We start from the raw sequence: 24,541 nt of genomic DNA on the forward strand, positions 1-24,541 counted from the left end.
TTCCCTTTCCGGCGGTTCCGACTCTATCAGATCCTTTCGGCGTCTGATCCCCGGTCAGCGGGGTTTGCCTTCCCGGCTGTTGGGCCGTTCCGACGTCTCAAACCTTAGCGGATCCGCCCGGCGATTCCCAATCGGGCCGCCGAGTCCGTATTCGAATTGAATTCGGGCGCGCCGAAATCAACCCGTACGGGAGATCGTGCTGATGGTGTGAGGGGTGCCGCTCGAGGCGGCGGAGTGTTGCCGAGGAACCGTTACGGCTCCGTGGCAACCCGAAGAACCTTACGGATCGGCAGGAGGCGTGTCAACACCCCCCTGTCAACATCTTTTGCGCGGGCCCGGGGAGGGGGCCTCAGTCCAGGTCGGTGAGCCGGCCGCCGGCGTCCGGCTGCGCGTGCTCCACCCGGCGCAGGAGCCGGGTCAGGACCTCGCCGAGCACCGCGCGCTCGGTGGGGGTGAGGTCCTGGAGCAGGTCCTCCTCGAAGACCGTCGCGAGACGCATGGCCTCCAGCCACTTCTCGCGGCCCTCGGGAGTCAGCTCCACGATGACGCGGACGCGGTTGGACTCGTCCCGCTCCCGGGTGACCAGGCCCTCGGTCACCATGCGGTCGATCCGGTGCGTCATCGCGGCCGGGGTGAGGCCGAGCCGCTTGGCCAGGTCGCTCGGGCCCATGCGGTAGGGCGCCCCGGAGAGGACCAGGGCCTTGAGGACCTCCCACTCGGCGTTGCTGATGCCGAGGGCGGCGGTCTGGCGGCCGTACGCGACGTTCATCCGGCGGTTCAGCCGGGACAGCGCCGACACGATCTTCTCGACCTGGGGGTCCAGGTCCTGGAACTCGCGCTGGTAGGCGGCGATCTGTTCTTCGAGTGTCGGCTCCGTGACGCCGGGGGTGTCGGCCATGGGCGCAGTATCGCACGCGAGCCCTTTGCCTTGAAGTCCTTCGCTGTGTAGTCTTTAGCTTCGAACTTTAGCTTTGAAGTCTTCAGGTCTAACTAGTGAGAGAGGTGAACGTGACCAGGGCGATGGGCGCGGCGATGCGCCGGATCCACGTGGGCAACGCGCTCAGCGCGTTCGGGCTCGGCTTCACCGTCCCCTACCTGTACGTCTATGTGGCGCAGGTGCGGGGGCTGGGAGCCATGACGGCGGGACTCGTGCTCGCCGTCTTCGCCGTGGCCGCGCTGATCGTGCTGCCGTTCGCCGGCCGGGCGATCGTGCGGCGCGGGCCCCTGCCGGTCCTGCTCGCCGCCCTGGTCCTCGCCGCTCTGGGCGCGCTGAGCCTCGGTCTGGCGGGCGGGGCCGCGAGCGTGCTGCTGTCCGCCGCCGCGCTCGGTGCCGGACAGGCCGTGATGCAGCCGGCGCTGGCGACGATGATCGTGGACTGCTCCACGGCGGACACGCGCTCGCGCGCGTTCGCGATGCAGTTCTTCCTGCAGAACCTGGGGCTCGGTGTGGGCGGCCTCATCGGCGGTCACCTCGTCGACACCACGCGCGTGTCCTCGTTCACGCTGCTGTTCGCGATCGAGGCGCTGATGTTCCTGGTGCTGGTCGTGGTGATGGCGACCGTGCGCATGCCGCGCTCCCCCCGGATGGAGGACGCTCCCGCGCACTCGGCCCGCGGCGGCTGGAGGCAGCTGCTCGGGAACCGGGCGATGGTGCAGCTGTGCGTGCTGGGCTTCGTGCTGTTCTTCGCCTGCTACGGCCAGTTCGAGTCGGGGCTGAGCGCCTACGGCGTGGAGGCGGCCGGGATATCGACGTCCGCGCTGGGGACGGCGCTGGCCGCGAACACGCTGATGATCGTGGTCGCGCAGTTCGCCGTGCTGAGGCTCGTGGAGCGGCGCCGGCGGTCCCGGGTCGTCGCCGCGGTCGGCCTGATCTGGGCCGTCGCATGGCTGGCCGCCGGGTACGCGGGGCTGGGGCACGGCAGCCAGGAGATGGCCACGGCCGCCTTCGTGTCGACGTACGCGCTGTTCGGGCTGGGTGAGGCGATGCTGTCGCCGACGGTCGCCCCGCTGGTCGCCGACCTCGCGCCGGAGGGCCTGGCCGGTCAGTACAACTCGGCGTTCGCGCTGGTCAAGCAGCTGGCGCTGGCGGTCGGTCCGGCGGTGGGCGGCCCCCTGGGCGCCTCGCTGCACGCGCCGTACATCGTGACGTTCCTGTTGTTCTCGCTGTCGATCACCGTGCTGGCCCTGCGGCTGGGGCGGCACCTCACCGCCGTACAGGACCGGCCGTGGACGGCGCGGGAGAGCCGGGTGGTCACTCGGGGCCAGGTGTCTGCGGAACCGGTCACCGCGGAGGCGTAGGACCGCGCCCCGGGGAGAGCGCCCCGCGGGGGTGCGGGGAGGCGCGCGACCTGCCACGGGCCCTCCGCGCCCGCGCACCGGCCGGCACCGCTGCGCCGCTCACCCCTTCGGCAGGACGAACTCGCACCAGACCGCCTTGCCGCCGCCCGGGGTGCGGCGGCAGCCCCAGCTGGTGGCGATCGTCGCCACGATGGCGATGCCCCGGCCGGACTCGTCGCCCGGTTCCGCGCGGCGGCGCCGGGGCAGGTGGTCGTCGCCGTCCGTGACCTCGACGATCAGGCGGCGGTCGGTGCGGCGCAGGCGCAGCCGCATGGGCGGGATGCCGTGCTGGAGGGAGTTGGCGACCAGTTCGCTGGTGGCGAGGACGCCGAGGTCGTGCAGGTCGGCGGGGAAGCGCCAGCTGGTCAGCACGCCGGAGGCGAACGCCCGGGCGCGGGGTGCCGCCTCCACGCCGCCGAGGAGTTCCAGGGCCGCGTTGCGGAAGAGGTCGCCGTCGGGGCCCGTGCGCGCCGGGTGCTGGAGGACGAGGACGGCCACGTCGTCGTCGTGGTCGGCGGTGACGCCGGCCGAGCGGACCAGGCGGTCGCAGACGACCTGCGGGCTCCCGGTGGCACCGGCGAGGGCGCCGGCGAGCGCGGCGATGCCCTCGTCCAGGTCGGCGTCCCGGCGCTCCACCAGCCCGTCGGTGTAGAGGACGGCCGTGGCGCCGGGGCCGAGGGCGACGCAGCCGGAGGAGTGGATCCAGCCGCCGGTGCCGAGGGGCGGGCCGGTGGGTTCGTCGGCGCGGGAGACCACGCCGTTCTCGTCGCGGACCAGGATCGGCAGATGGCCGGCGGACGCGTAGACCAGGCGGCCCTCGTTCGGGTCGTGGATGGCGTAGACGCAGGTGGCGATCTGGTTGGCGTCGATCTCGGCGGCGAGGCCGTCGAGCAGCTGGAGCACCTCGTGCGGGGGCAGGTCGAGGCGGGCGTAGGCGCGGACGGCCGTGCGGAGCTGGCCCATGACGGCCGCCGCCCGCACCCCGCGGCCCATGACGTCGCCGATGACCAGGGCGGTCCGGCCGCCGCCGAGGGTGATCACGTCGTACCAGTCGCCGCCGACCGCGGCCTCGGTGCCGCCGGGCTGGTAGGTGGCGGCGATGCGCAGGTCGTCGGGCTGCTCCAGTTCCTGCGGGAGCAGGGAGCGCTGGAGGGTGACGGCCGTCTCGCGCTGGCGGCGCTCGCTGGCGCGCAGGCGTTCGGCGGCCTCGGCGTGGTCCGTGACGTCGGTGGCGAAGACCAGCACGCCCGCGTCGCGGTCGCCGTCCTCGGTGACGGGCGTGCAGGTGAAGGTGTACGAGCGGCCGTCGACGGCCTTGCGGGACTTCAGGGTGCGGGGTCTGCCGCTGCGCAGCACCTGGTCGAGCAGCGGGAGCAGGCCCAGTTCGGCGAGTTCGGGCAGGGCGTCGCGGGCGGGGGCGCCGGTGGGGCGGACGCCGAAGGCCGTGGTGTAGGCGCCGTTGACGTAGCCGATGCGGTGGTCGGGGCCGTGGACGAGGGCGACGAGGGCCGGGACGCGGTCCAGGACGTCACGCGTGGGCAGTTCGTCGACGGCGGGCACCGGGGGTCCGCCGTCGGCGGACCGTTCGGCGCGGGCCGCGGGCACGGAGCCGTCCCCGCGCCGGTCCGGGGTGACCGCCGACTCGGTCCGCGCGGCGGCGCGGCGCTGCGTTCCGGGGAGCCGGGCGCTCCAGCGCGTGAAGTTCACTGTGGGGAAACCCTCGTGGGTGCTGTGGGCGGGCGGGGGTGGCCAGTCCGGGGGCGGGGGCGGTCTGGCGGGGGCGGACCGCGGCACATCCGTCAGACGCCTCGGCGGTCCGCGGAGTTCCCGGGTCCGTGCGGGACTACCCCTTCGGGTCGTCGGAGGGGCTGTGGGGCGGCTTTCCACCGGCCGCCAGTTCGAACTCCGCACGGGGATGTTCGAGCGAGCCGAGGGAGACGATCTCCCGTTTGAACAGACCGGCGAGGGTCCATTCGGCGAGCACCCGGGCCTTGCGGTTGACGGTGGGCACGCGGCTGAGGTGGTACACGCGGTGCATGAACCAGGCCGGGTAGCCCTTCAGCCTGCGGCCGTAGACCTGGGCAACGCCCTTGTGCAGGCCGAGGGAGGCGACGGAGCCGACGTGGCGGTGGGCGTACGTCTCCAGGGGCTCGCCGCGCAGCGCGTGCGCGATGTTGTCGCCGAGGACCCTGGCCTGGCGGACCGCCTGCTGGGCGTTGGGCGCGGTGTCGGTGCCGGGTTCGGCGGCGGTGATGTCGGGGACGGCGGCGGCGTCGCCCGCGGCCCAGGCGTGCTCGGTGCCCTCGACGGTGAGCTGGGCGGTGCAGCGCAGCCGGCCGCGGTCGGTGCGCGGCAGGTCGGTCGCGGCGATCAGCGGGTGCGGTTTGACGCCGGCCGTCCACACGAGCGTACGGGTGGGGAAGCGCTGGCCGTCGCTGAGGACGGCGACCCGGTCGGCGCAGGACTCCAGGCGGGTGCCCAGCAGCACCTGGATGTTGCGGCGGCGCAGCTGGGTGACGGTGTAGCGGCCCATCTCCGGGCCGACCTCCGGCAGGATCCGGTCGGTGGCCTCGACGAGGATCCACTTCATGTCCTCGGGGCGGAGGTTGTGGTAGTAGCGCGCGGTGTAGCGGGCCATGTCCTCCAGTTCGCCGAGGGCCTCGACGCCCGCGTAGCCGCCGCCGACGAAGACGAAGGTGAGGGCGGCGTCGCGGATCGCGGGGTCGCGGGTGGAGGAGGCGATGTCCATCTGTTCGATGACGTGGTTGCGCAGGCCGATGGCCTCCTCGACGGTCTTGAAGCCGATGCCGTACTCGGCGAGGCCCGGTACGGGCAGGGCGCGGGAGACCGAGCCGGGGGCGAGCACCAGTTCGTCGTAACCGATCAGCTCGGCGGAGGCGCCGTGGTCGGCGGTGGCGAGGGTGCTGACGGCGGCCGTGCGCACCGCGTGGTCGATGGAGGTCACCTCGCCGATGACGACGTGACAGTGGTGGAGGACGCGGCGCAGCGGTACGACGACGTGGCGCGGGGAGATCGAGCCCGCGGCGGCCTCGGGAAGGAACGGCTGGTACGTCATATAAGGGTCGGGAGTGACGACGGTGATGTCGACCTCGCCTCTCCTCAGCTCCGCCTTCAGCTTCCGCTGGAGACGCAGGGCCGTGTACATCCCGACGTAGCCGCCGCCGACAACCAGAATGCGCGCACGTTCCTTCACCATCCCATGACGCACCCGGCGCGGGAGTTTGTCCACAGGCCCGGCAATTTGTGTGACCGGCGGCCGGGTGTACGCGGGGCCGGCCGCGGTGTCCGTTCGGGTGAAAAGGGGGCAGGTCAGCGGGGGCGGGTCCGGGGGCGGGAGGGGACGGAATCGGGACGTACACGTCCCGTACTCCGATCGGGGGGCGCACTGTACGGAACCTGCCCCTTCTGAATTGACTGCCTCTCAACTATGTTCGTGTGTCGACGGAGTGTAGGGAATGTGGTCGAACGGGTCCGCGACGGGCGGATCCGGTCGGAACCGATGCCAGATCCGCGCGCTTCGTATCCAGTGGCGGGGAGAGTCTCCGGGGGGAGACGTCATTACCGGGGGAAGACATGCATGTTCAGGACACGCATTGGGCATCGGCCGCCGCCATCGCGCCCGGCGGCAGGACGATGAGTACGGCGGCGGGCACCGGACGCGCGGACGGGGCGCGGACGACTCCGCTGCGGGTGGACGCGCAGCGCAACCTGGAGCACGTGCTGCGTGCGGCGCGCGAGGTGTTCGGCGAGCTGGGGTACGGCGCGCCGATGGAGGACGTGGCGCGGCGCGCCCGGGTCGGGGTCGGCACGGTGTACCGGCGCTTTCCCAGCAAGGACGTGCTGGTGCGGCGGATCGCCGAGGAGGAGACGGCGCGGCTGACCGAGCAGGCGCGGACGGCGCTCGGGCAGGAGGACGAGCCGTGGTCGGCGCTGTCGCGGTTCCTGCGGACATCGGTGGCGTCGGGCGCGGGGCGGTTGCTGCCGCCGCAGGTGCTGCGGGTCGGCTCCGCCGGTGCGGACGGTCCGGGCGAGGCGGCCCGGGTGCCGCAGCAGCGGGTGCAGCCGGGGGGCGGTGAGCTGCGGCTGGTGCCGGACGAGCCCTCGGTGGGGGCCGACGACGCCGGGGCCGGGGCGTTGCTCGACGTGGTCGGGCAGCTGGTGGAGCGGGCTCGGGCGGCGGGTGAGCTGCGGGCGGACGTGTCGGTGGGGGATGTGCTGCTGGTGATCGCCACGGCGGCGCCGTCCCTGCCGGATGCCGCGCAGCAGGCGGCGGCTTCGGCCCGGTTGCTGGACATCCTGCTGGAGGGGCTCCGGTCCCGGCACACGCCGGCTTCGGCGTAGGCCCGGCTGGGCACAGCAGGCTCGGCTCCGCCCGGGTCGGCTCCGCCCGGCTCCGCCTTCGGCGGGTTCGTTCTCCCACCCGCGCCACCCGCGCGGCCCGTGCGGCCATCGCGGTGGGCGCGGGTGGCCCTCGCGTCCCGCGTCCGTCGTCGGCGGCTGCCGGGTCGCGGGGCGGCGGCCCGCCGGGCGGTGTGGCCGGGCGGCCGTACGGCGGTGACTCGGTGAGGGACGTTGCCGCATGGACGTACGGCGGTCGCTCGCCGAGCGTCGGCGCCGGGTTGCCCTCCCCGGCGCCGGTTCGCCGAGCAACCTCTTCACGTGGACCCAGGGCGGTGGCTCGCCGAGCGGCGTCGCCACCGGAGCGTACGGCGGTGGCTCGGTGAGGGGTGCCGGGCTGGGGAGGGCCGTGGTGTTCGAGGAGGGTTCGGCGGCTCGGGGGTAAGTGCGCGCGGATGAGTGGATGGGGTGTGCGGGGGCGCTAGGGGGAATAGGGCTGTGGCACTCTGAGCCGGTGACGGGTTGGGCTGGGCCGGTGCCGGGGGCTGACCGCGATGAGCGCTGACGGGTGGGACGAGTCACACGTGGACGACGGGGGCGCGCGGACGCGCGGGCCGTACGTACCCGGCCGGGGCGGACGCCCCCCGTTCCGCGACGGCCCCGGGGACGTGAGCGTGCCCGCGCAGCGCGACGGCAGTGCGCTGCCGCCTCCCCGGGAGACGCCCGCCGCCGACGGCGAGCTGATCGGGCGGATGCGCGCCGGCGACGACTCGGCCTACGCGGAGCTGTACCGGCGGCACGCCGACGCGGTCCGCCGGTACGCGCGGACCTGCTGCCGGGACGCCCACACCGCCGACGACCTCACCGCCGAGGTGTTCGCCCGCATGCTCCAGGCGGTGCGCGGCGGCTCGGGGCCCGAGCACGCCGTACGGGCCTATCTGCTGACCTCCGTACGACGCGTCGCCGCGCACTGGGCCAAGTCGGCCCGGCGCGAGCAGCTCGTCGACGACTTCGCCCTCTTCGCCCAGCAGGCCGCACGGGCCGCGGAGGCGTCCGACGCGGACAAGCTCGATCAGGGCGCGGACGTACGCGCCCTGCACGAGGCCGAGCAGTCCCTGGCCATGCGGGCGTTCCGCTCCCTGCCCGAACGCTGGCAGGCCGTGCTGTGGCACACCGAGGTGGAGGACGAGTCCCCGAGCGAGGTGGCCGTCCTGTTCGGGCTGGACGCCAACGGCACCCGGGTGCTCGCCAGCCGCGCCCGGGAGGGGCTGAGACAGGCCTATCTCCAGGCCCACGTCGGCACCGCGCTCGCCGCCGACGAGGAGTGCGCCCGCTACGCCGACCAGCTCGGCACCTACGCCCGCCGCAAACTGCGCGTCCGGGCCGAGCGGGGCCTGCGCCGGCACCTCGCGGAGTGCGCCCGGTGCCGGCTGGCCGCGGCGCAGATCGAGGAGGTCGCGAGCGGGATCCCCGCGGTCGTCCCGGTCGCGGTCATCGGCTGGTTCGGGGCCGCCGGGTACGCCAAGGCGCTCGGGATCGTGGCCGGCGGCACCGGGGCGGGGGCCGCCGGGGCCGCCGCCGCGGCCACCGGCTCGTCCGGCGGCGGAGGCGGCGCGGGCGGGGCCGCGGCCTCCGGGCGGCTCGGGGCGCCGGTGAAGGCCGGCATCGCGGCGGGGGTGGTCGCGGTGGCCGTCGCCGCGGTCGCGCTGGCCCTGGTGAACGACGGCCACCCGGCGAAGGAGGCCGCCGCCGGGCCGCCGCCGTCCGCTCCGGTCGTACGCTCCGAGGCGCCGACGCCGACGCCCACTCCCCCGCCGAAGCCGAAGCCCCGGCCCGAGCCCTCGCCGAAGCCGGCGGCCGTCGCCCCGCAGCCGGCCCCGGCCACCCCCGCGCCCACCCCCACGCCGACGCCGACGCCGACCCCCACGCCTACGCCGACGCCGAAGCCCGCCCCGACGCTGACGCCGACGCCGGCCCCCACTCCCCCGCCGAAGCCGAGGCCGAGGCCGAGGCCCGAACCCACACCGACCGCGACCCCGACCCCGGCCCCCACGCCGACTCCGCCGCCCGCGCCCGCCGTCTACGAGCTGAGCGCCCTGCGCTTCGACGCCACCGGTGACGGCACCGAGCCCGAGATCAGGCTGGGCGAGAGCGGCTGGGTGTGGCAGCGGTACGGCCTGTCGATCGGCGGCCGGACGTACGCGCGCGGGGTCACCGTGCACGGCGAGTCCTCCGTCACCATCGACCTCAACCGGCCGTGCACCGCCTACGACGCGCGGGCCGGCGTGGACGACATGGCCCTCGGGCTCGGCAGGGTCTTCTTCTCCGTCTACGCCGACGGGGTCCCGCTGTGGCGGTCCGGCGGGGTCGAGGGCGATGATCCGGCCGTCCCCGTCCACGTGGACCTCACCGGGCGCAGGACCGTACGGCTGGTGGTGGAGCCGCACGACCACGGCGTCGGCCGGGTGGCGCCGGCGGACTGGGCGGAGTCCCGGTTCACCTGCCGGTAGGCCCGTCCGCCCGCCGGCAGGCCGTGCGAACGCCGGCGGTCCGGTTCATCCGCCGGTCGTACGGCTCGCCGCCGGCACCGCGCTCAGGTCCCGCAGGACGTCCGCGACGCCCATGGAGGCGCCCCGGGCGCACTCGGCGGCGTAGCGGGTGGGCGGGAGGGCCGCGCGGGCGTCGGCGTGCGCCCGGGCGGCCTCGCCGCGTTCCGGCTCGGGCCGGGGGATGCCCTCGCGCCAGCCGTCCGCGGCGCTGAACAGCCGGACGGCGGCGGGCAGATCGCCGTGCCGGGCCAGCAGGCAGGCCGCCGCGTCCACCAGGCCGGCCGTGACCGCCTCGGCGCAGCGGTTGTCCACGGCCTCGCGCAGGGCGGTCGCCAGGAGGCGCAGCCCCTCGGCCGTGTCCGACGCGTCGGCGACGATGTACGCCTCGACCATGCGCAGGGCCGCCACGAACTGCGGGGGCGCGGTGCCGCCGTCCCCGACCAGCGCGCGGGAGGCCGCGTGCAGCGCGCGGGCGCGGCCGGTATCCCCGTCGGTCAGGGCGAGGTGGGCGCGCAGCAGCAGCACGAAGGCCCGGGACTCCGGCACCGCGTACCGGTCGGCGGCCGACTCCGCCTCGTCCAGGGCGGCCAGCGCGCCGTCCCGGTCGCCGCAGCGGTAGGAGATCTCGGCGAGCCGGGCGGTCAGGAACGGCGCCTCGGCGTCCGCGCCGACCTCGTGGGCGAGGCGCAGCGCCTCCTCGTACTCGGCGCGTGCCTCGTCGAACCGGCCGCGCGCCATGGCCGCCTCGCCGGCCGCGCTGCACACCTGGGCCCCCATCCAGCGGTCGCCGACGCGCCGGCCGAGGAGGCGCAGCTCGGCCAGGTCCTCGTCCACGCCGCGCAGGTTGCCCGAGGAGTCGACGGCCACGTGGGCGCGGTACATCAGGGCGACCGCGATCTCCCAGTCGCCGCCGTACCGGCGGGCGTTGGCGACGGCCTGCGACAGGTCCGGGCGGACGTCGGCGGGGCTGCCCAGGTAGTAGGTGGTCAGCGGCCAGAGGATGCCCGGGAAGCGGGCGGCCGGGGGGGCCGCCGTGCTCGTAGGCGGCCCGCACGCGCGCCACGTACTCCGGGGCCCGCTCGTCGCCCGCGAGGTGGTCGGCGCCCGACTCGGAGGTCAGGAACAGGTCGAGCATCCGCAGGTCCGTCCGCAGCCCGGCCAGCGGGTGCCCGGCACCGCCGTCGGGACCGGTGAGGAAGGCGCCCACCGGGTCGGCGGACTCCACCCGGGCCATCAGCTCCTCGGGCGGCGCGTCCCCGGGCAGGGTGTCCAGGGCGACGCCCAGGCGGAGCACGAGGCGCACCCAGGCCACCGCCTCCTGGCGGTGGCCGCGCAGCCACCAGAACCAGCCGATGGCCAGCACCAGGGCGCCGGCCCCGGCCTCGTCGCCCGCGCGGACCGCGCGGTCCAGGGCGGCGCGGATGTTGTCCAGCTCGGTCTCCAGGCGGGAGAACCAGGGCAGCTGGGCCGCCGACCGCAGCTGCGGCTCGGCCTCCTCCACCAGCGAGCGCGCCCAGGCGCGGTGGCGGATCTCGGCCGCCGCGCGCAGTCCGGGGACCTCGGCGGCGCGCTCGGTGGCGTACTCGTGGATGGTCTCCAGCATGCGGTAGCGCATGCCGGCGCCGGTGCCGTCCGGGTCGTACGGGGCGGCGACCACGAGGGACTTGTCGACCAGCGCGCCGAGCAGGTCCGCCGCGGGGCCGGTGCACACGGCCTCGGCCGCCGCGAGGTCCCAGCCGCCGGCGAACACCGACACCTCGCGCAGCACCGTCCGCTCGGCCTCGTCCAGCAGGTCCCAGGACCAGTCGACGACCGCGCGCAGGGTCTGCTGGCGGGGCAGGACCGTGCGGCTGCCGGAGGTGAGCAGGCGGAAGCGGTGGTCCAGGCGGTCGGCGATCTGCCGCGGGCTCAGCAGCCGGAGCCGGGCGGCGGCCAGTTCGATGGCGAGCGGCAGCCCGTCCAGGCGGCGGCAGATCTCCGCGACGGCCCCGGTGTCGGTGAGCACCGCGTCGGCGTCGGGGCGGACGGCCCGCGCACGCTCGGCGAAGAGGCGGTGCGCCTGCTCGGGGACGAGGGGCTCGACCGGGCGCACCGACTCGCCGGGCACGCCCAGGGGTTCCCGGCTGGTGGCGAGGACCGTGAGCCCCGGGCAGCGGGTGAGGAGGGTCTCGGCGAGGGCGGCGGCGGCGCCGATGACGTGTTCGCAGTTGTCGAGGACCAGGAGGAGGCCGCGCGGGGCGCAGTACTCGATCAGCAGGGCCGTGGGGTCGGTCTGCGGGGTGCCCAGCTCGGTGGTCAGCAGCACGGTCTCGCGCAGGCCGAGCGCGCTGACCACGGCGGCGGGGACCGCCTCCGGCCGGTCGAGCGGGGCCAGTTCCACCAGCCAGGCCGAGGGGTGGGCGGCGGCGGCCTCCTCGGCGAGGCGGGTCTTCCCGGAACCGCCGGGTCCGGTGAGCGTCACCAGGCGGGCCGCGCGCAGGTCGCGGCGGATGGCCGCCAGCTCCGGTTCCCGCCCGACGAAGGAGGTCAGCCGGGGGCGGAGGTTCCCGGTGCGCCGGGGCGGGCGCGGGGGCACCGGGGCGGCGGGGGTCTCCTCGCTCAGCAGCGCCGCGTGCAGGTCCCGGAGTTCCCGGCCCGGGTCGGTGCCGAGGGTGTCGGCGAGGGTGCGGCGGGCGGACTCGTAGGCGGCGAGGGCGTCGGCCGTGCGGCCGGTGTCGCGCAGGGCGCGGATGAGCAGGACGCGCAGCGGCTCGTCGTAGGGGTGGGCGGCGGTCAGTTCCCGCAGCTCCGGTACGGCCTCCTGGGCGCGGCCGAGGTCGAGGGCGGCGGCGGCGCGGGCGCGGGCCGCCTCCAGGCGCAGGGCCTCGGGGCGGGCGGCGGCGGTGCGGTCGGGGAGGTCGGCGAGGGCGGGGCCGTACCAGAGGGACAGCGCCTCGGTGAGGACGCGGTGGGCGGTGGCCGCGTCACCGGTGGCGAGGGCGGCGGTGCCGGCGCGGGTGAGCCGCTCGAAGACGTGGAGGTCCACGTCGTCCCGGGCGGCTTCGAGGCGGTAGCCGCCCGGGGCGGAGGTGACGGTGTCCCTGCCGAGGGTGCGGCGGAGCCGGCCGACGAGGGCCTGGAGGGCGGCGGGGGCGTCCTGGGGCGGGTCGTCCGCCCAGATCTCGTCGACGAGGGTGGCGGGGGCGACGGTACGGCCGGCCCGCAGGGCCAGGGCGGCGACCAGCGTGCGCAGCCGGCGCCCGCCGATGGGTACGGGAGCCCCCCGGCCGTCCGCTGCTTGGGTCACGCCCAGGATTCTGTACCGCACCCGGTCATTGTCGCGGGGAGCGGGGACCGGGGGCACGGGGGCTCGGGACCGGTGCGGCGGACGGCGTTCCGCAGGGACGGGGACGGCGTCCCGCAGGAGCGCGGACGGCGTCCCGCAGGAGCGCGGGGGTGGGACGCGGGGGCTGGGGACCGGGTGCGCCGGACAGCGATCCGAAGGGGCACGGGCTGGGGACCGGGTGCGCCGGACGGCATGCCGAAGGGCGCGGGAGACCGCGCGTCCGGCCTCACCGGCTCGCGGCCGGACGCCGGTCCGGGCCGCCCGGGCCGCCGTCCCCGTGCCGGCTCACGCCCCCGGCGTCAGCGCGCTGCGCCTCGGCTGGATCCCCGAGGGGACCGCGCGGGAGCGGGACGGGGTGCCCGTCCAGCACGTGCCGCGGCGGGCGAGGAGGCGCCGCAGCCACAGTTCGAGGGAGACCAGGTCGGCGAGGCCGTCCAGGGGAAGGGGTTCGCCCGCCGCCCCGCCCCGCAGGGCCGCGCGGACGACGCGGGCCTCCACCAGGCCGGCGTCGGCCAGCAGGGGCGTGGCGAAGAGGTCCAGGAGGGGGTCGGCCGCGGCCCGCAGTCCCGCGCGCGCGGCCGCCGCCGTGGAGGCGTAGGAGGGGGTGCCCCAGCCGGGCGGCAGATCGGTGACACCGGCGCCCTCCAGGACCGTGCGCAGGACGGCCGCGCGGGCGCCGGGCCGGACCCGCAGCGCCTCGGGGAGGTCGCGGCAGGCGCGGACGACCTGGTTGTCGAGGAAGGGCGCGTGCAGCCGCTGGGAGCGGATCTCCGCGGCCTGCTCCAGGACGCGCAGGTCGGCGGCGTGCCGGGCGAGCGCCGCCCGCGCGCGGTAGTCGCCGGGCCGCAGGGCGCCGCTTTTGGAGCGGTCGGCCTCCGCCTGGAGCAGAACCGATACTTCGGCCAGCGCCTCCCCGGTCAGCCACCGCGCGGCGGGTCCGGGCCCGGCCCAGGCCAGCGCGGCGAGGGACGCGTCGGCCGGCCCCTGGGGCTCGTCGAAGCGGCGCCGCATCAGCCGCTCGGCCAGGGCCTCCAGGCCCGCCCGGTAGGGGGTGCGGGCCAGCTTCCGGGCCGCGCCGTACACGCGCGCGGGGACGAACACCGAGCCGTCGGCCCGGGCGAGCGCGGCGACCGGCCGGACCAGGTGGCGCCGGCGGCGGTCCACCAGGAGGTCGGCGAGCCGGGCGGGGTGGGCGTCCAGCACCTGGCGGGCGCCGTGGCCGGTGAAGTGGTCCGCGCTGCCGGCGGCGAGCCGCGCCCGGTGCCGGGCCGCCTGGACCAGGCAGGGACCGGGTTCGTCGGTGAGGGGGCCGTCCAGGTCGGCGTACGGCAGGGTCTCCTCGCCGCCGGTGACCACGACGTGGTGCAGCCGGGGGCCCGCGGCCAGGGCGCCGGCGCGCTCGAGTTCGGCCTCGCGGCCGGGCACGGCCAGGTCGTTGAAGGTGACGGCGAGGAGGCGCTCGCCCGCGCCGGTGCGGTGGCCGAGGAGGGTGCCGGGCCGGCCGGGCAGCCCGGCGGCCAGCAGCGCGAGGGTGCCGGAGGCGGGCCCGCCGGACAGGTCGGCGCCGACGCCGGGCGCCGGCATCCCGCGGGCGGCGCGCCGCTCGGCCGGTCCCATGCCGGGCACCGGCCCGGGATCCAGGTCGGGTACGTGCCGGGGGGCCGCCAGCCGGGTGCGGACCGCCTCCACCAGGGCGTCCCGTACGGCGTCCACGGCGTGGCCGGGGTCGGCGGGGGGCGCCGACACGGCGAGGGAGGCGACCGGTTCGTACCCGGCGATCTCGCGCGCCCCGGCGCGCAGCACCAAGGCGTGCCCCGGCGGAACGCGGCGTACGCCGTCGTAGGGGGTGGTGTCGCGCAGCGCGGCCGGTACGTCCGGGGCGGCGAGCAGGGCGGCGAGGTGGGTGAAGTCGAGGTTGGCCTCGACGAGGTCGGCCAGGGGCAGCGCGGCGGTGGCGTAGGCGGTGCCGCCGGCCCAGGGGGTGTAGAAGACCGGCCGGGCGCCCGCGAGGTCGCCGCAGACGGTGACGCGGCGGCCGGCCCGGACCACGGCCGTGTAGCTGCCGGACCAGGTGGTCAGGTGGCGCACCGCGCCCCCGCGCGCGGTGAACAGGCCGCGCCGCAGTTCCTCGTCGGTGGCGCCGCAGATGCCGAGGACGGCGATCCGGTGCTCCGGGTCGGCGTGCACCACGCGGATCTCGTCCGGGCGCCAGTCGCCGACCGCCCACAGCGGGTCCGGGTCGCCCCACAGGAGTTGGGAGCCGACCGGTTGCAGGGTTTCGCCGTCGTACCCGACGGCTCCGGCCGAGCCGGTCCCGGCGGCGCCCGCGGCGGTGCTGCTCCATCCCACCAACCACCGCATCGACGCCTCCACAGGCTGTGGACCACCAGTGCACCGCACGAACGGCCCCATGCTGCCATGAAGAGCACGTCCCGCAGGCGCGGCGTGGCCGCCTTCGCGCGAGCGATGCCCGCGGTGCGGGGAGGGGGAGTTGACGGGTGGCGGCCCCGCGCGACGGGGACCGCGTCCCACGGGGGCGATGCGAATGCGCCCCTAATGCGCTCCCCTAAAACCCGTTTCGCGCCCCCAAGTTGCATGGTCGCGAGGGAATTTCACCACTCGATTGGGGGATGTTTTTCAGCCAAATCTGTGACAGGGTGCCGCAATTGAGCACGCTCCGTACAGGGCTGCGGAGCGCCTGAGGGCTTACACACACGCACGGTCCGGGAGGCGGATGACGCCTCCCGGACCGGTCCGCCACCCGCGGGGATGAAGGCGGCGGTGTCCCCCAGCCCGCTGGATCCAGTACAGCGGGCCGACCCACGCACGGCCCATGCAATCGCTCCCCGGATGGCCGGAGAAGAGCGCACGGGCGGGCGCACGGCCACACGTGCGGGGGCACGGGGCGACAGCCCGCGCACGCTGCGTGAACGGCCGCGCGGACGCACGGACCACAATCCCGCCATCCGGAACATTGCCCCTTAACGCTTGGGATGCGGCGAACTACGCTGGGTTTACGAATGCCGCGTGGTTATGCCAGCGCGGCAGCCGTCTGTGTCGAGGGGTGGCGCATGTCCAGGGAGCAACGCGGGCCGAACGAAAAGCTCGGCGCCGTTCTCGCCCTCGCGGGAATCAGCAACGCCGGACTCGCCCGGCGCGTCAACGACCTTGGCGCCCAGCGCGGGTTGACACTTCGCTACGACAAGACGTCGGTGGCGCGCTGGGTGTCGAAGGGCATGGTGCCCCAGGGTGCCGCGCCGCATCTGATCGCCGCCGCCATCGGGCAGAAGCTCGGCCGTCCCGTGCCGCTGCACGAGATCGGCCTGGCGGACGCGGATCCCGCGCCCGAGGTGGGCCTCGCCTTCCCCCGGGACGTGGCACAGGCGGTGAAGTCGGCGACCGAGCTGTACCGCCTCGACCTGGCCGGCCGCCGGGCCGGCTCCGGCGGCATCTGGCAGTCCCTCGCCGGATCGTTCGCGGTGAGCGCCTACGCGACGCCCGCCTCGCGCTGGCTGATAACCCCCGCCGACAGCTCGGTCGCGCGGGAGGCGGGCGCCGCCGAGGGCTCCGGCGCCCCGCTCAAAGTCGGCCACAGCGACGTGCAGAAGCTGCGGGAGGCCGCCGAGGACGCCCGGCGCTGGGACTCCAAGTACGGCGGCGGGGACTGGCGTTCGTCGATGGTGCCGGAGTGCCTGCGGGTGGAGGCGGCCCCGCTGCTGCTCGGCTCCTACTCCGACGAGGTGGGCCGCGCCCTGTTCGGGGCCTCGGCCGAACTCACCCGGCTGGCGGGCTGGATGGCCTTCGACACCGGACAGCAGGAGGCCGCGCAGCGGTACTACATCCAGGCGCTGCGCCTCGCGCGCGCGGCGGCGGACGTCCCCCTCGGGGGTTACGTCCTCGCCTCCATGTCGTTGCAGGCCACCTACCGGGGTTTCGGCGATGAGGGCGTGGACCTCGCGCAGGCCGCGCTGGAGCGGAACCGGGGGCTGGCCACCGCCCGCACCATGAGCTTCTTCCGGCTGGTCGAGGCGCGGGCACACGCGCGCGCGGGCGACGCGCAGGCGGCCGGCGCGGCGCTGAAGGCGGCGGAGAGCTGGCTGGAACGGTCCCGGCCCGGCGACAACGACCCCTCCTGGCTCGGTTTCTACGGATACGACCGGTTCGCCGCGGACGCCGCGGAGTGCTACCGCGACCTGAAGGCGCCCCGGCAGGTCCGGCGCTTCACCGAGCAGGCCCTGTCGAAGCCGACGGAGGAGTTCGTGCGGTCGCACGGGCTGCGGCTGGTGGTGTCGGCCGTCGCCGAGCTGGAGTCCGGGAACCTCGACGCGGCGTGCGAGCAGGGGGTGCGGGCCGTGGAGGTGGCGGGGCGGATCTCGTCCGCCCGCACCACCGAGTACGTGAAGGACCTCCTGCACCGGCTGGAGCCGTACGGGGACGAGCCGCGGGTGGTGGAGCTGCGGGAGCGGGCCCGGCCGCTCCTGATGGCCCCCGCGTAGGAGCCGCGCCCGCGCGGCTCGGCCGCACGGCGGTACGGCCCCGCGTTTGAAGGTGCTGTCAGTGGCGCAGTGCACTATCGGGAGTGGAGGTGGTGCTCGGTGCTGGGCGGGGCGTACGACTGTGATGTGCTCGTGGTCGGCGGGGGGATCGTCGGGCTGTCGGCGGCGTACGCGATCACGCGGGCGGCGCCGGGCACGCGCGTGACCGTGCTGGAGAAGGAGGACGGGCCGGCCCGGCACCAGACGGGACGCAACAGCGGGGTCATCCACAGCGGGATCTACTACCGCCCGGGCTCCCTCAAGGCGCGCTGCGCGGTGCGGGGCGCCGCCGAGATGGTGAAGTTCTGCGCCGAGTACGGCGTCGCCCACGCCGTCACCGGCAAGCTGATCGTCGCCACCGAGCGGGCGGAGCTGCCGCGGCTGCACGCGCTCGTGCAGCGGGGCCGGGAGAACGGCATCCCGGTGCGGGAGCTGGGACCCGCGCAGATCGCCGAGTACGAACCGGAGGTGCGCGGCCTGGCCGCGATACACGTCGGCACGACCGGCGTGTGCGACTACGCGGCCGTGGCCCGGGAGCTGGCCCGCGCCTCCGGGGCGGAGATCCGGTACGGCGCCCGGGTCGTCCGGGTGGACCGGCGGCCGGAGCGGGGCGTGGCCGTGCGCACCGCCGCCGGGGACGTCGTCCGCGGGCGCGTGCTGGTGAACTGCGCCGGGCTGCAGTGCGACGAGGTGGCGCGGCTCACCGGGGACGAGCCCGGGATGCGGATCGTGCCGTTCCGCGGGGAGTACTACGAACTGGCCCGGCCCGAGCTGGTGCGGGGCCTGGTGTATCCGGTGCCGGACCCGGCGTTCCCGTTCCTCGGAGTGCATCTGACCCGGGGGATCGACGGGGGCGTGCACATCGGGCCCAACGCGGTGCCGGCGCTGGCCCGCGAGGGGTACGGCTGGACGGTCCTGCGGCCCCGGGAACTGGCCGGCACCCTGGCGTGGCCGGGTGCGTGGGCGATCGCCCGGCGGCACTGGCGGTACGGGGCGGGCGAGCTGCGCCGCTCGGTGTCCAAGGGGGCGTTCCTGGAGGCGGTGCGAAGACTGCTGCCCGGCGTGGACGCCGGGGACCTGGTGCCGGCCCCGGCCGGGGTGCGGGCGCAGGCGGTGCTGCGGGACGGAACGCTGGTGGACGACTTCCTGATCCGGGAGGGCGCGCGGGCGGTGCACGTGCTGAACGCGCCGTCGCCCGCGGCCACCGCCTCGCTGCCGATCGGACGCGAGATCGGGCGCCGGGCGCTGGCCATGCTCGGGGCGCCGGGGTGAGCTGCCCGGACCCGTAAAATTGACCCTATTGTGTCTGACTCCCTGAACACCCCCGCCGCCCCGCCCGCCCCCGGTGACCCCGTCCGGCCCGCCCGGGCCAAGGGCGAACCGCGCTTTCCGGACGGACCGAAGGCGGACCCCGCGGGTTCGCACTTCGAGCGGCGGATCCGCAGCTTCCAGCCGCGGCGCAGCCGGGTGACGGCCGGGCAGGCCGAGGCGCTGCAGCGACTGTGGCCCCAGTGGGGGCTGGACATCGACGGGCAGCGGGTGATCGACCTCGCCGAGCTGTTCGGCAACGACCGTCCCGTGGTCCTGGAGATCGGCTTCGGGATGGGCGAGGCCACCGCGCGGATGGCCGCGGGCGACCCGGACACCAACATCCTCGCCGTCGACGTGCACACCCCCGGCCAGGGCAACCTGCTGGGTCTCGCCGACCGGGGCGGCCTCACCAACGTCCGGGTGGGCAACGGCGACGCGATCATCCTGCTCCGCGAGATGCTCCGCCCGGACGCGCTGGACGGGCTGCGCGTCTACTTCCCCGACCCCTGGCCCAAGAAGCGGCACCACAAGCGGCGGCTCATCCAGCCGGAGTTCCTGACGCTCGCCGCGACCCGGCTGAAGCCCGGCGCGCTGCTGCACTGCGCGACGGACTGGGAGCCGTACGCCGAGCAGATGCTGGAGGTGCTCACCGCGCACCCGGACTTCGAGAACACCCGGCCGGACGGCGGTTTCGCGCCGCGCCCGGAGTTCCGGCCGCTGACCCGTTTCGAGGGACAGGGACTGGACAAGGGACACGTCGTGAACGATCTGCTGTTCCGGCGTGTACCGCACCGCCGGGACGGATAGCCGACCGGCGGGCCGGTCATCCGATCGGCCCCTCGTCCCGCCACCGTTAGGGTCGATGCCGTGGCCACCAGTCCTCCGTCCGCGACCCGTCCTCCGAGCCCCGGCGACGGTGTGCTCCGCCACCCGCACTGGTGGCAGCGCAGGTGGGTGCGGTACGGGGCGCCGAGCACGCTGCTGGCGCTGTCCGGGCTGGTCATCCTGGCGCTCGTGCGGCGGCAGACCGGCACGGACGGGTTCCTCGTCGGGCTCGGGCTGGCCGTGCTGCCGGTGCCGTGGCTGCTGGCCGCCTTCCGGTGGCTGGACCGGGTGGCGCCGGGACCGTGGCGGAACCTGGTGTTCTCCTTCGCCTGGGGTGCCTGCGCGGCGGCGCTGATCGCCATCGTGGCCAACAGCTTCGCCACGGAGTGGATCGCCACCTCCACCGCCGACCCGGCGAGCGCCGACACCCTCGGCGCCACGGTGATAGCGCCGATCGTGGAGGAGTCCGCGAAGGCCGCCGCCGTCCTGCTGGTCTTCCTCTTCCGCAGACGCGACTTCACCGGGATCGTGGACGGCGTGGTGATAGCGGGGATCACCGCCACCGGGTTCGCGTTCACCGAGAACATCCTCTACCTCGGCACGGCCTTCGGGACCGACCAGCTCACCGGCGACCGGGGCATCTCCTCCGTCACCGCCGCCACCTTCTTCGTGCGCATCGTGATGTCCCCGTTCGCGCACCCCCTGTTCACCGTCCTGACCGGCATCGGCTTCGGCATCGCCGCGCTGTCCGCCGAGCGCCGGCCCGCCCGGCGGATCCTGCTGCCGGTGTGCGGACTGCTGCTCGCGATGGGCATGCACGCCCTCTGGAACGGCTCGGCCACCTTCGGGCAGTACGGGTTCTTCGCCGTCTACGGCGGCTTCATGGTGCCCGTCTTCGGGCTGGTGACCTGGCTCGCGGTCTGGACCCGGCAGCGGGAGCTGCGCCTGGTGCGGGCCGAGCTGCCGGCGTATGTGCTGGCCGGGTGGCTGGGCCCGGCCGAGCCCTTCGCGCTCGGATCGATGCGGGCGCGCCGGATGGCCCGGGACTACGCCCGGCACCACCACGGCCGCCCGGCGGCGCGCGAGGTGGCCCGCTACGAGGGGTACGCCACCTCGCTCGCGTTCCTGCGCCAGCGCGGGCGCGCGGGCAGGGCCGGGGCGGACTTCGTCCCCCGGGAGCGGGAGCTGCTGGAGGAGCTGTGGAAGCGGCGGCACCTGGCCCGGCCGGCGCTGGAGTACGCGGGCCGGGCCGCCGCCGCGGTCCCGGTGTACCGGGCGGCGGCGCCGTACGGACACCCGGCGGTGCCCTACGCCCTGTACAACCCGTACCGGACCTGACCGCACGGGCCCGCACGGCGGGCGGGTACCGCCGGGAAGCGGTCAGGCCGAGGCCTCCGTCAGCTTCGCCACCTCCGCGTCCGTGAGCTCCAGGTCCGCCACGCCGAGCAGCGCCGGCAGCTGCTCCACCGTGCGGGCCGAGGCGATCGGGGCGGTGACCGTCGGCTGGGCGGCCAGCCAGGCCAGGGCGACCGTGGCGACGGGGGCCCCGTGGGCGGCGGCGACCTCGTCCAGGGCCGTCAGGACCTTCCGGCCGCGCTCGGATGCCAGGTAGTCCTGGACCCGGTCGGCGCGGGCGCTGTCGACGCTCTCGCCGGGCCGGTACTTGCCGGTCAGGAAGCCCGAGGCGAGCGCGAAGTACGGGACGACGGACAGGCCCTCACGGGCGACGAGTTCCTGGAGCGGGCCCTCGTAGGTGTCGCGGGAGACCAGGTTGTAGTGCGGCTGGAGGGCGACGTAGCGGGCGAGGCCCTCGCGGTCGGAGAACTCCAGGGACTCGCGCAGGCGCTCGGCGGTGATGTTGGAGGCGGCGATGTGCCGGACCTTGCCGGCCTTCACCAGCTCGTCCAGCGCGCCGATGATCTCCTCGACCGGCACCTCGGGCTGGTCGAAGTGGGTGTAGTAGAGGTCGATGTAGTCGGTGCCCAGGCGGCGCAGCGAGGCGTCGGCGGCGGCCTTGATGGTGGCGGCCGACAGGCCCTGGTACTCCGGGTGCTGGCTGACCTTGGTCGCGACGACCACGTCGGAGCGGTTGCCGCGGGCCTTCAGCCACGCGCCGAGGATCGTCTCCGATTCGCCGCCCTTGTTGCCCTCGGCCCAGGCCGAGTAGACGTCGGCGGTGTCGATGAAGTTGCCGCCGGCCGCGGTGTAGGAGTCGAGGACGGCGAAGGAGGTCTGCTCGTCGGCGGTCCAGCCGAAGACGTTGCCGCCCAGGCAGAGCGGGAAGACCTCGAGGTCGGAGGAGCCGAGTGTACGAAGTGACGTCATACGTCATGCCAACGCCGGCGGGGGCTCATCGCATCCCGCCGCCGGCGCCGGATTCCCGGGTCTTCCGGGAAGGCCGTCAGGGGTTGAGGCCCTTGTCGCGCAGCCAGGCCATCGGGTCGATGCCGGCGGACGAGCCGGCGGGGTGGATCTCCAGGTGCAGGTGCGGGCCGGTGACGTTGCCGGTGGCGCCGACGCGGCCGATGACCTCGCCGGTGGTGACCTTCTGGCCGACCGTGACGTTGATCGAGGACTGGTGGCAGAACCACAGCTCGGTGCCGTCGTCCAGGGTCAGGATGGTGCGGTAGCCGTAGGCGCCGGCCAGGGCCGCCTCGGTGATCGTGCCGCTGTGCACAGCCTTGATCAGGGTGCCGGTGGGCGCGGCGAAGTCGAGCCCGGTGTGGTGGCCGGAGGACCACATCGAGCCGGCCTGCCCGAACGTCGAGGTGATCGTGTACGAGGAGGTCGGGAGCGCGTACTGCTTGGCCAGCTCGGCCAGCCGCTTCTCCTCCGCCGCCTTCTTCGCCTCGGCCTCGGCCTTCTCCGCGTCGGCCTCCGCCTTCTCCTTGGCGGCGGCGGCCTTGGCGGCGGCCTCCTGTTCCGCCTCGGCGGCGGCCCGCGCGGTCTGCTTCTCGGCGGCGGCGAGCGCGGCGGCGGCCGCCTTGCTGTCGGCCTGGCCCTGCTGCTGCTCGGCCTGCGCCATGATCCGGTTGCGCAGCACCTCGCCCGCGTCGGCGCTGTCCCGGTCCGTGCCGGAGGCCACGGCGACGGTGCTGAGCGCGGTGGCCTCGGCGGCGGGCTCGGCGTCGCCGGAGCCGTCGTGGAAGAGGGAGCCGACCGAGGGCAGGTCCGGCAGGGAGATGGACACCGGCGGCTTGCCGGTGTTGGCGCTGGCCATGCCGCCCGCGCCGACGGCGGCCATGACGCCGACGCCGAGGACGGTGGAGCTGCGCGCGAAGCCGCCGCGCTGCTTGGCGACCCGGTGCCGGCCGCGGACCGGGGCGACGGAGTCCTCGGTGGGGTTCCATTCCTCCCACGGGCCCTCGTCGGCGCGGTAGGCGCCGTAGCCGAAGGTCTCGGGCTCGGGCTCGGTCTCGCGCTGTGCCGGTATGGACGGGGCTTCGGGGACAGGCCGGTTGGACGCCACGCGGGCGCGCTCCTTTCCTTCCTCCGCCTACCGGGTTAGCTGACGGGTTCGGAGCAGGAAGGTCTCCTACGCGCGTATATCCGGTCGTGGACTCGCGTGAGTACACGACGGTATCCGCGTGATTCACCCCAAATGGTGGTTCCCCGGTTCCCTCGCGGGATTCGGCGCGTGCGCACGGAGCCGCCTCTTGTGACGGCTGGGACGACCGCGCTGCGTTATCGAACGTTAATAGACCTGCCAGTCACTTTCCAAGCCGTCCCCCTTGATCAACACGCTTTTTACTGGTGGAGTTATCGGCAACTATCCCGCCAAAGCGGGCGAGTTGCCTGACCCCCGGGAGGGTTCAGCAGTCACTCGGGATTTTGATGGTGACTCAGATGTTATGCGTACGGCGCTCGTCCGGTCACCTTGCGTGACCCGCGGGGCCGCCCGTCCCGGGGCCCGCGAAAACCGGTGTGCGAACCATCCCGCGCATGGCGTACACTGGAGTCACAACGACGCGGGGTGGAGCAGCTCGGTAGCTCGCTGGGCTCATAACCCAGAGGTCGCAGGTTCAAATCCTGTCCCCGCTACTGAAGGCCCAGGGCCCGGAATCCCAAGGATTCCGGGCCCTGGGTGTATGTGCGCCCGGGTGCGCCCGGGCGCACGCTCAGCCCGGCAGAAGATGGGCGTTCGGCGCCTTGGCCGGCTCCTCCAGCTCCGGCAGGACGACGACCCGTACGCCCGCCGCGCTCAGCGCGCCCGCCCCGTCGGCCGCCGTGACGAAGGTGTCGGGCTCCCGCCAGGCGGTGACCACCCGCCGCACCCCCGCCCGCAGGATCAGCTCGGCGCAGGGCGCCGGCCGGGAGGCACGGCGGGTGCACGGCTCCAGGCTGGAGTACACCGTGGCGCCGGCGAGGCGCGGCTCGGCCGGGTCGATCTTCGCGAGCGCCGCCTCCTCCGCGTGCACCACCGTGTCGCCGCCCTCGCGGGAGTGTCCCCGGGCCAGTTCGGTGCCGTCGGCGGCCACCACGACCGCGCCGACGCTGAACGCCGTCCGCGACGGCGGGCACAGGGCCGCCAGCTCGCAGGCGGTGCGCAGCCAGTGGCGGTCGGCGGCGGTGGCGGCCGTACCGGTGCCGGGAGCCGTGGGGGCGTAGCGCACGAGGACGACGTCCTCGATCCGGCGGGTGTCCAGCAGGCGCAGGCGTCCGTCCTGGTAGGCGCCGGGCCCGAACAGCCGGGGGGCCGCCGGGTCGCCGACGAGCAGCGGGGCGAGGACCAGCTGGAGTTCGTCGGCGAGGCCCTGGCTCAGGAGCTGGGTGTGGACCGTGCCGCCGCCCTCGACCATCAGCCGCCCGACCCCCCGCACGTCGTGCAGGTGCTCCAGCAGGGACCGCCAGTCCAGGGCGGGGCCGAGCGGGACGACGTCGGCGGTGTTCCCGAGGAGGCGCGAGGCCCGTACGGCGCCGGTGTCGGTGGTGTAGACGAGCTTGTCGCCGCCGGTGTGCCAGAAGCGCGCCGCCGGGTCGAGGTCGCCGGATCCGGTGACGGCGACCTTCAGCGGATACTCCGGCCGGCCCGCCGCGCGCCGGGCCGCGCGCCGCTCGGCGGAGTTGACCAGGAGCCGGGGGTCGTCGGCGCGGATCGTGCCGGCGCCGACGAGGACGGCGTCGGCCGAGGCCCGCACCTCGTCGACCCGGTCGAAGTCGGCCGGGCTGGACAGCAGGAGCCGTTCGGGGCCCGTGTCGTCCAGGTAGCCGTCGAGGGAGACGGCGGCGGACAGCAGCACGTACGGCAGGGGCATCGGCGCTCTCTCTTCCGGAGGCGGGCGGCGAGGCGGGCCCGCGGC

The 24,541-nt window shown here is 75.2% G+C and carries 14 protein-coding genes, 1 tRNA gene, 1 pseudogene and 1 riboswitch; of the genes and pseudogenes, 8 read left to right on the forward strand and 8 right to left on the reverse strand.

Going from position 1 to position 24,541, the window contains the following annotated elements; translation table 11 throughout:
* Window positions 1-349: 349 nt before the first annotated feature.
* Window positions 350-898, reverse strand: a complete 549-nt coding sequence (locus ACZ4W9_RS29410) for a MarR family winged helix-turn-helix transcriptional regulator (RefSeq protein ID WP_467940897.1) — start codon at window positions 896-898, stop codon at window positions 350-352.
* Between the two features lie 134 nt (window positions 899-1,032).
* On the opposite strand from ACZ4W9_RS29410, the gene ACZ4W9_RS29415 reads away from it, so the two are divergent.
* On the forward strand, window positions 1,033-2,298 hold the full coding sequence (locus ACZ4W9_RS29415; protein ID WP_467941030.1) for an MFS transporter: 1,266 nt from the start codon (window positions 1,033-1,035) through the stop codon (window positions 2,296-2,298).
* A 99-nt stretch (window positions 2,299-2,397) separates the two neighbouring features.
* On the opposite strand, the gene ACZ4W9_RS29420 is transcribed toward ACZ4W9_RS29415, so the two are convergent.
* Together ACZ4W9_RS29420 and ACZ4W9_RS29425 are read right to left on the reverse strand one after the other, a co-directional pair.
* A complete protein-coding gene (locus ACZ4W9_RS29420) occupies window positions 2,398-4,044 on the reverse strand; it encodes an ATP-binding SpoIIE family protein phosphatase (protein ID WP_467940899.1) in 1,647 nt (548 codons plus the stop codon).
* Window positions 4,045-4,180: 136 nt separating this feature from the next.
* Window positions 4,181-5,554, reverse strand: coding sequence for an NAD(P)/FAD-dependent oxidoreductase (locus ACZ4W9_RS29425; RefSeq protein WP_467940901.1), 1,374 nt, complete (start codon window positions 5,552-5,554; stop codon window positions 4,181-4,183).
* A gap of 377 nt (window positions 5,555-5,931) precedes the next feature.
* Between ACZ4W9_RS29425 and ACZ4W9_RS29430 the strand changes: the two genes are divergently transcribed.
* Entirely contained in the window at window positions 5,932-6,699 is a 768-nt protein-coding gene (locus ACZ4W9_RS29430; RefSeq protein ID WP_467940903.1) for a TetR/AcrR family transcriptional regulator, read from the forward strand.
* Between the two features lie 551 nt (window positions 6,700-7,250).
* Window positions 7,251-9,206: a sigma-70 family RNA polymerase sigma factor gene (locus ACZ4W9_RS29435; RefSeq protein ID WP_467940905.1), complete on the forward strand. Its 1,956-nt coding sequence runs from the start codon at window positions 7,251-7,253 to the stop codon at window positions 9,204-9,206.
* A 45-nt stretch (window positions 9,207-9,251) separates the two neighbouring features.
* Here the strand turns inward: ACZ4W9_RS29435 and ACZ4W9_RS29440 are convergent.
* Both ACZ4W9_RS29440 and ACZ4W9_RS29445 read right to left on the reverse strand, forming a co-directional pair.
* Window positions 9,252-12,552 (reverse strand): annotated as a pseudogene (locus ACZ4W9_RS29440) (AfsR/SARP family transcriptional regulator).
* A 303-nt stretch (window positions 12,553-12,855) separates the two neighbouring features.
* Entirely contained in the window at window positions 12,856-14,931 is a 2,076-nt protein-coding gene (locus ACZ4W9_RS29445; RefSeq protein ID WP_467940907.1) for an asparagine synthase-related protein, read from the reverse strand.
* Window positions 14,932-15,641: 710 nt separating this feature from the next.
* Between ACZ4W9_RS29445 and ACZ4W9_RS29450 the strand changes: the two genes are divergently transcribed.
* The 4 genes from ACZ4W9_RS29450 to ACZ4W9_RS29465 all read left to right on the forward strand — a co-directional run bounded on the left by ACZ4W9_RS29450 (window position 15,642) and on the right by ACZ4W9_RS29465 (window position 20,579).
* Complete coding sequence (locus ACZ4W9_RS29450) at window positions 15,642-17,066, forward strand: MFS transporter (protein WP_467940909.1); 1,425 nt, start codon at window positions 15,642-15,644, stop codon at window positions 17,064-17,066.
* A gap of 69 nt (window positions 17,067-17,135) precedes the next feature.
* Window positions 17,136-18,377, forward strand: coding sequence for an L-2-hydroxyglutarate oxidase (gene lhgO, locus ACZ4W9_RS29455; protein ID WP_467940911.1), 1,242 nt, complete (start codon window positions 17,136-17,138; stop codon window positions 18,375-18,377).
* A 30-nt stretch (window positions 18,378-18,407) separates the two neighbouring features.
* The gene (gene trmB / locus ACZ4W9_RS29460) at window positions 18,408-19,223 is read left to right on the forward strand and encodes a tRNA (guanosine(46)-N7)-methyltransferase TrmB (protein ID WP_467940913.1); all 816 of its coding nucleotides are present in this window, start codon (window positions 18,408-18,410) and stop codon (window positions 19,221-19,223) included.
* 60 nt (window positions 19,224-19,283) lie between these two features.
* The gene (locus tag ACZ4W9_RS29465; protein WP_467940915.1) at window positions 19,284-20,579 is read left to right on the forward strand and encodes a PrsW family intramembrane metalloprotease; all 1,296 of its coding nucleotides are present in this window, start codon (window positions 19,284-19,286) and stop codon (window positions 20,577-20,579) included.
* Between the two features lie 42 nt (window positions 20,580-20,621).
* On the opposite strand, the gene ACZ4W9_RS29470 is transcribed toward ACZ4W9_RS29465, so the two are convergent.
* Both ACZ4W9_RS29470 and ACZ4W9_RS29475 read right to left on the reverse strand, forming a co-directional pair.
* The gene (locus ACZ4W9_RS29470) at window positions 20,622-21,566 is read right to left on the reverse strand and encodes an aldo/keto reductase (RefSeq protein WP_467940917.1); all 945 of its coding nucleotides are present in this window, start codon (window positions 21,564-21,566) and stop codon (window positions 20,622-20,624) included.
* Between the two features lie 76 nt (window positions 21,567-21,642).
* A complete protein-coding gene (locus ACZ4W9_RS29475) occupies window positions 21,643-22,710 on the reverse strand; it encodes a M23 family metallopeptidase (protein WP_467940918.1) in 1,068 nt (355 codons plus the stop codon).
* A gap of 9 nt (window positions 22,711-22,719) precedes the next feature.
* A riboswitch (cyclic di-AMP (ydaO/yuaA leader) is annotated at window positions 22,720-22,887 on the reverse strand.
* Between the two features lie 321 nt (window positions 22,888-23,208).
* Between ACZ4W9_RS29475 and ACZ4W9_RS29480 the strand changes: the two genes are divergently transcribed.
* A tRNA-Met gene (locus tag ACZ4W9_RS29480) sits at window positions 23,209-23,282 on the forward strand.
* 77 nt (window positions 23,283-23,359) lie between these two features.
* Here the strand turns inward: ACZ4W9_RS29480 and ACZ4W9_RS29485 are convergent.
* Window positions 23,360-24,496, reverse strand: coding sequence for a dihydrofolate reductase family protein (locus ACZ4W9_RS29485; protein WP_467940919.1), 1,137 nt, complete (start codon window positions 24,494-24,496; stop codon window positions 23,360-23,362).
* Window positions 24,497-24,541: the final 45 nt, after the last annotated feature.

The sequence above is a fragment of the Streptomyces sp. NPDC029296 genome (assembly GCF_055569255.1).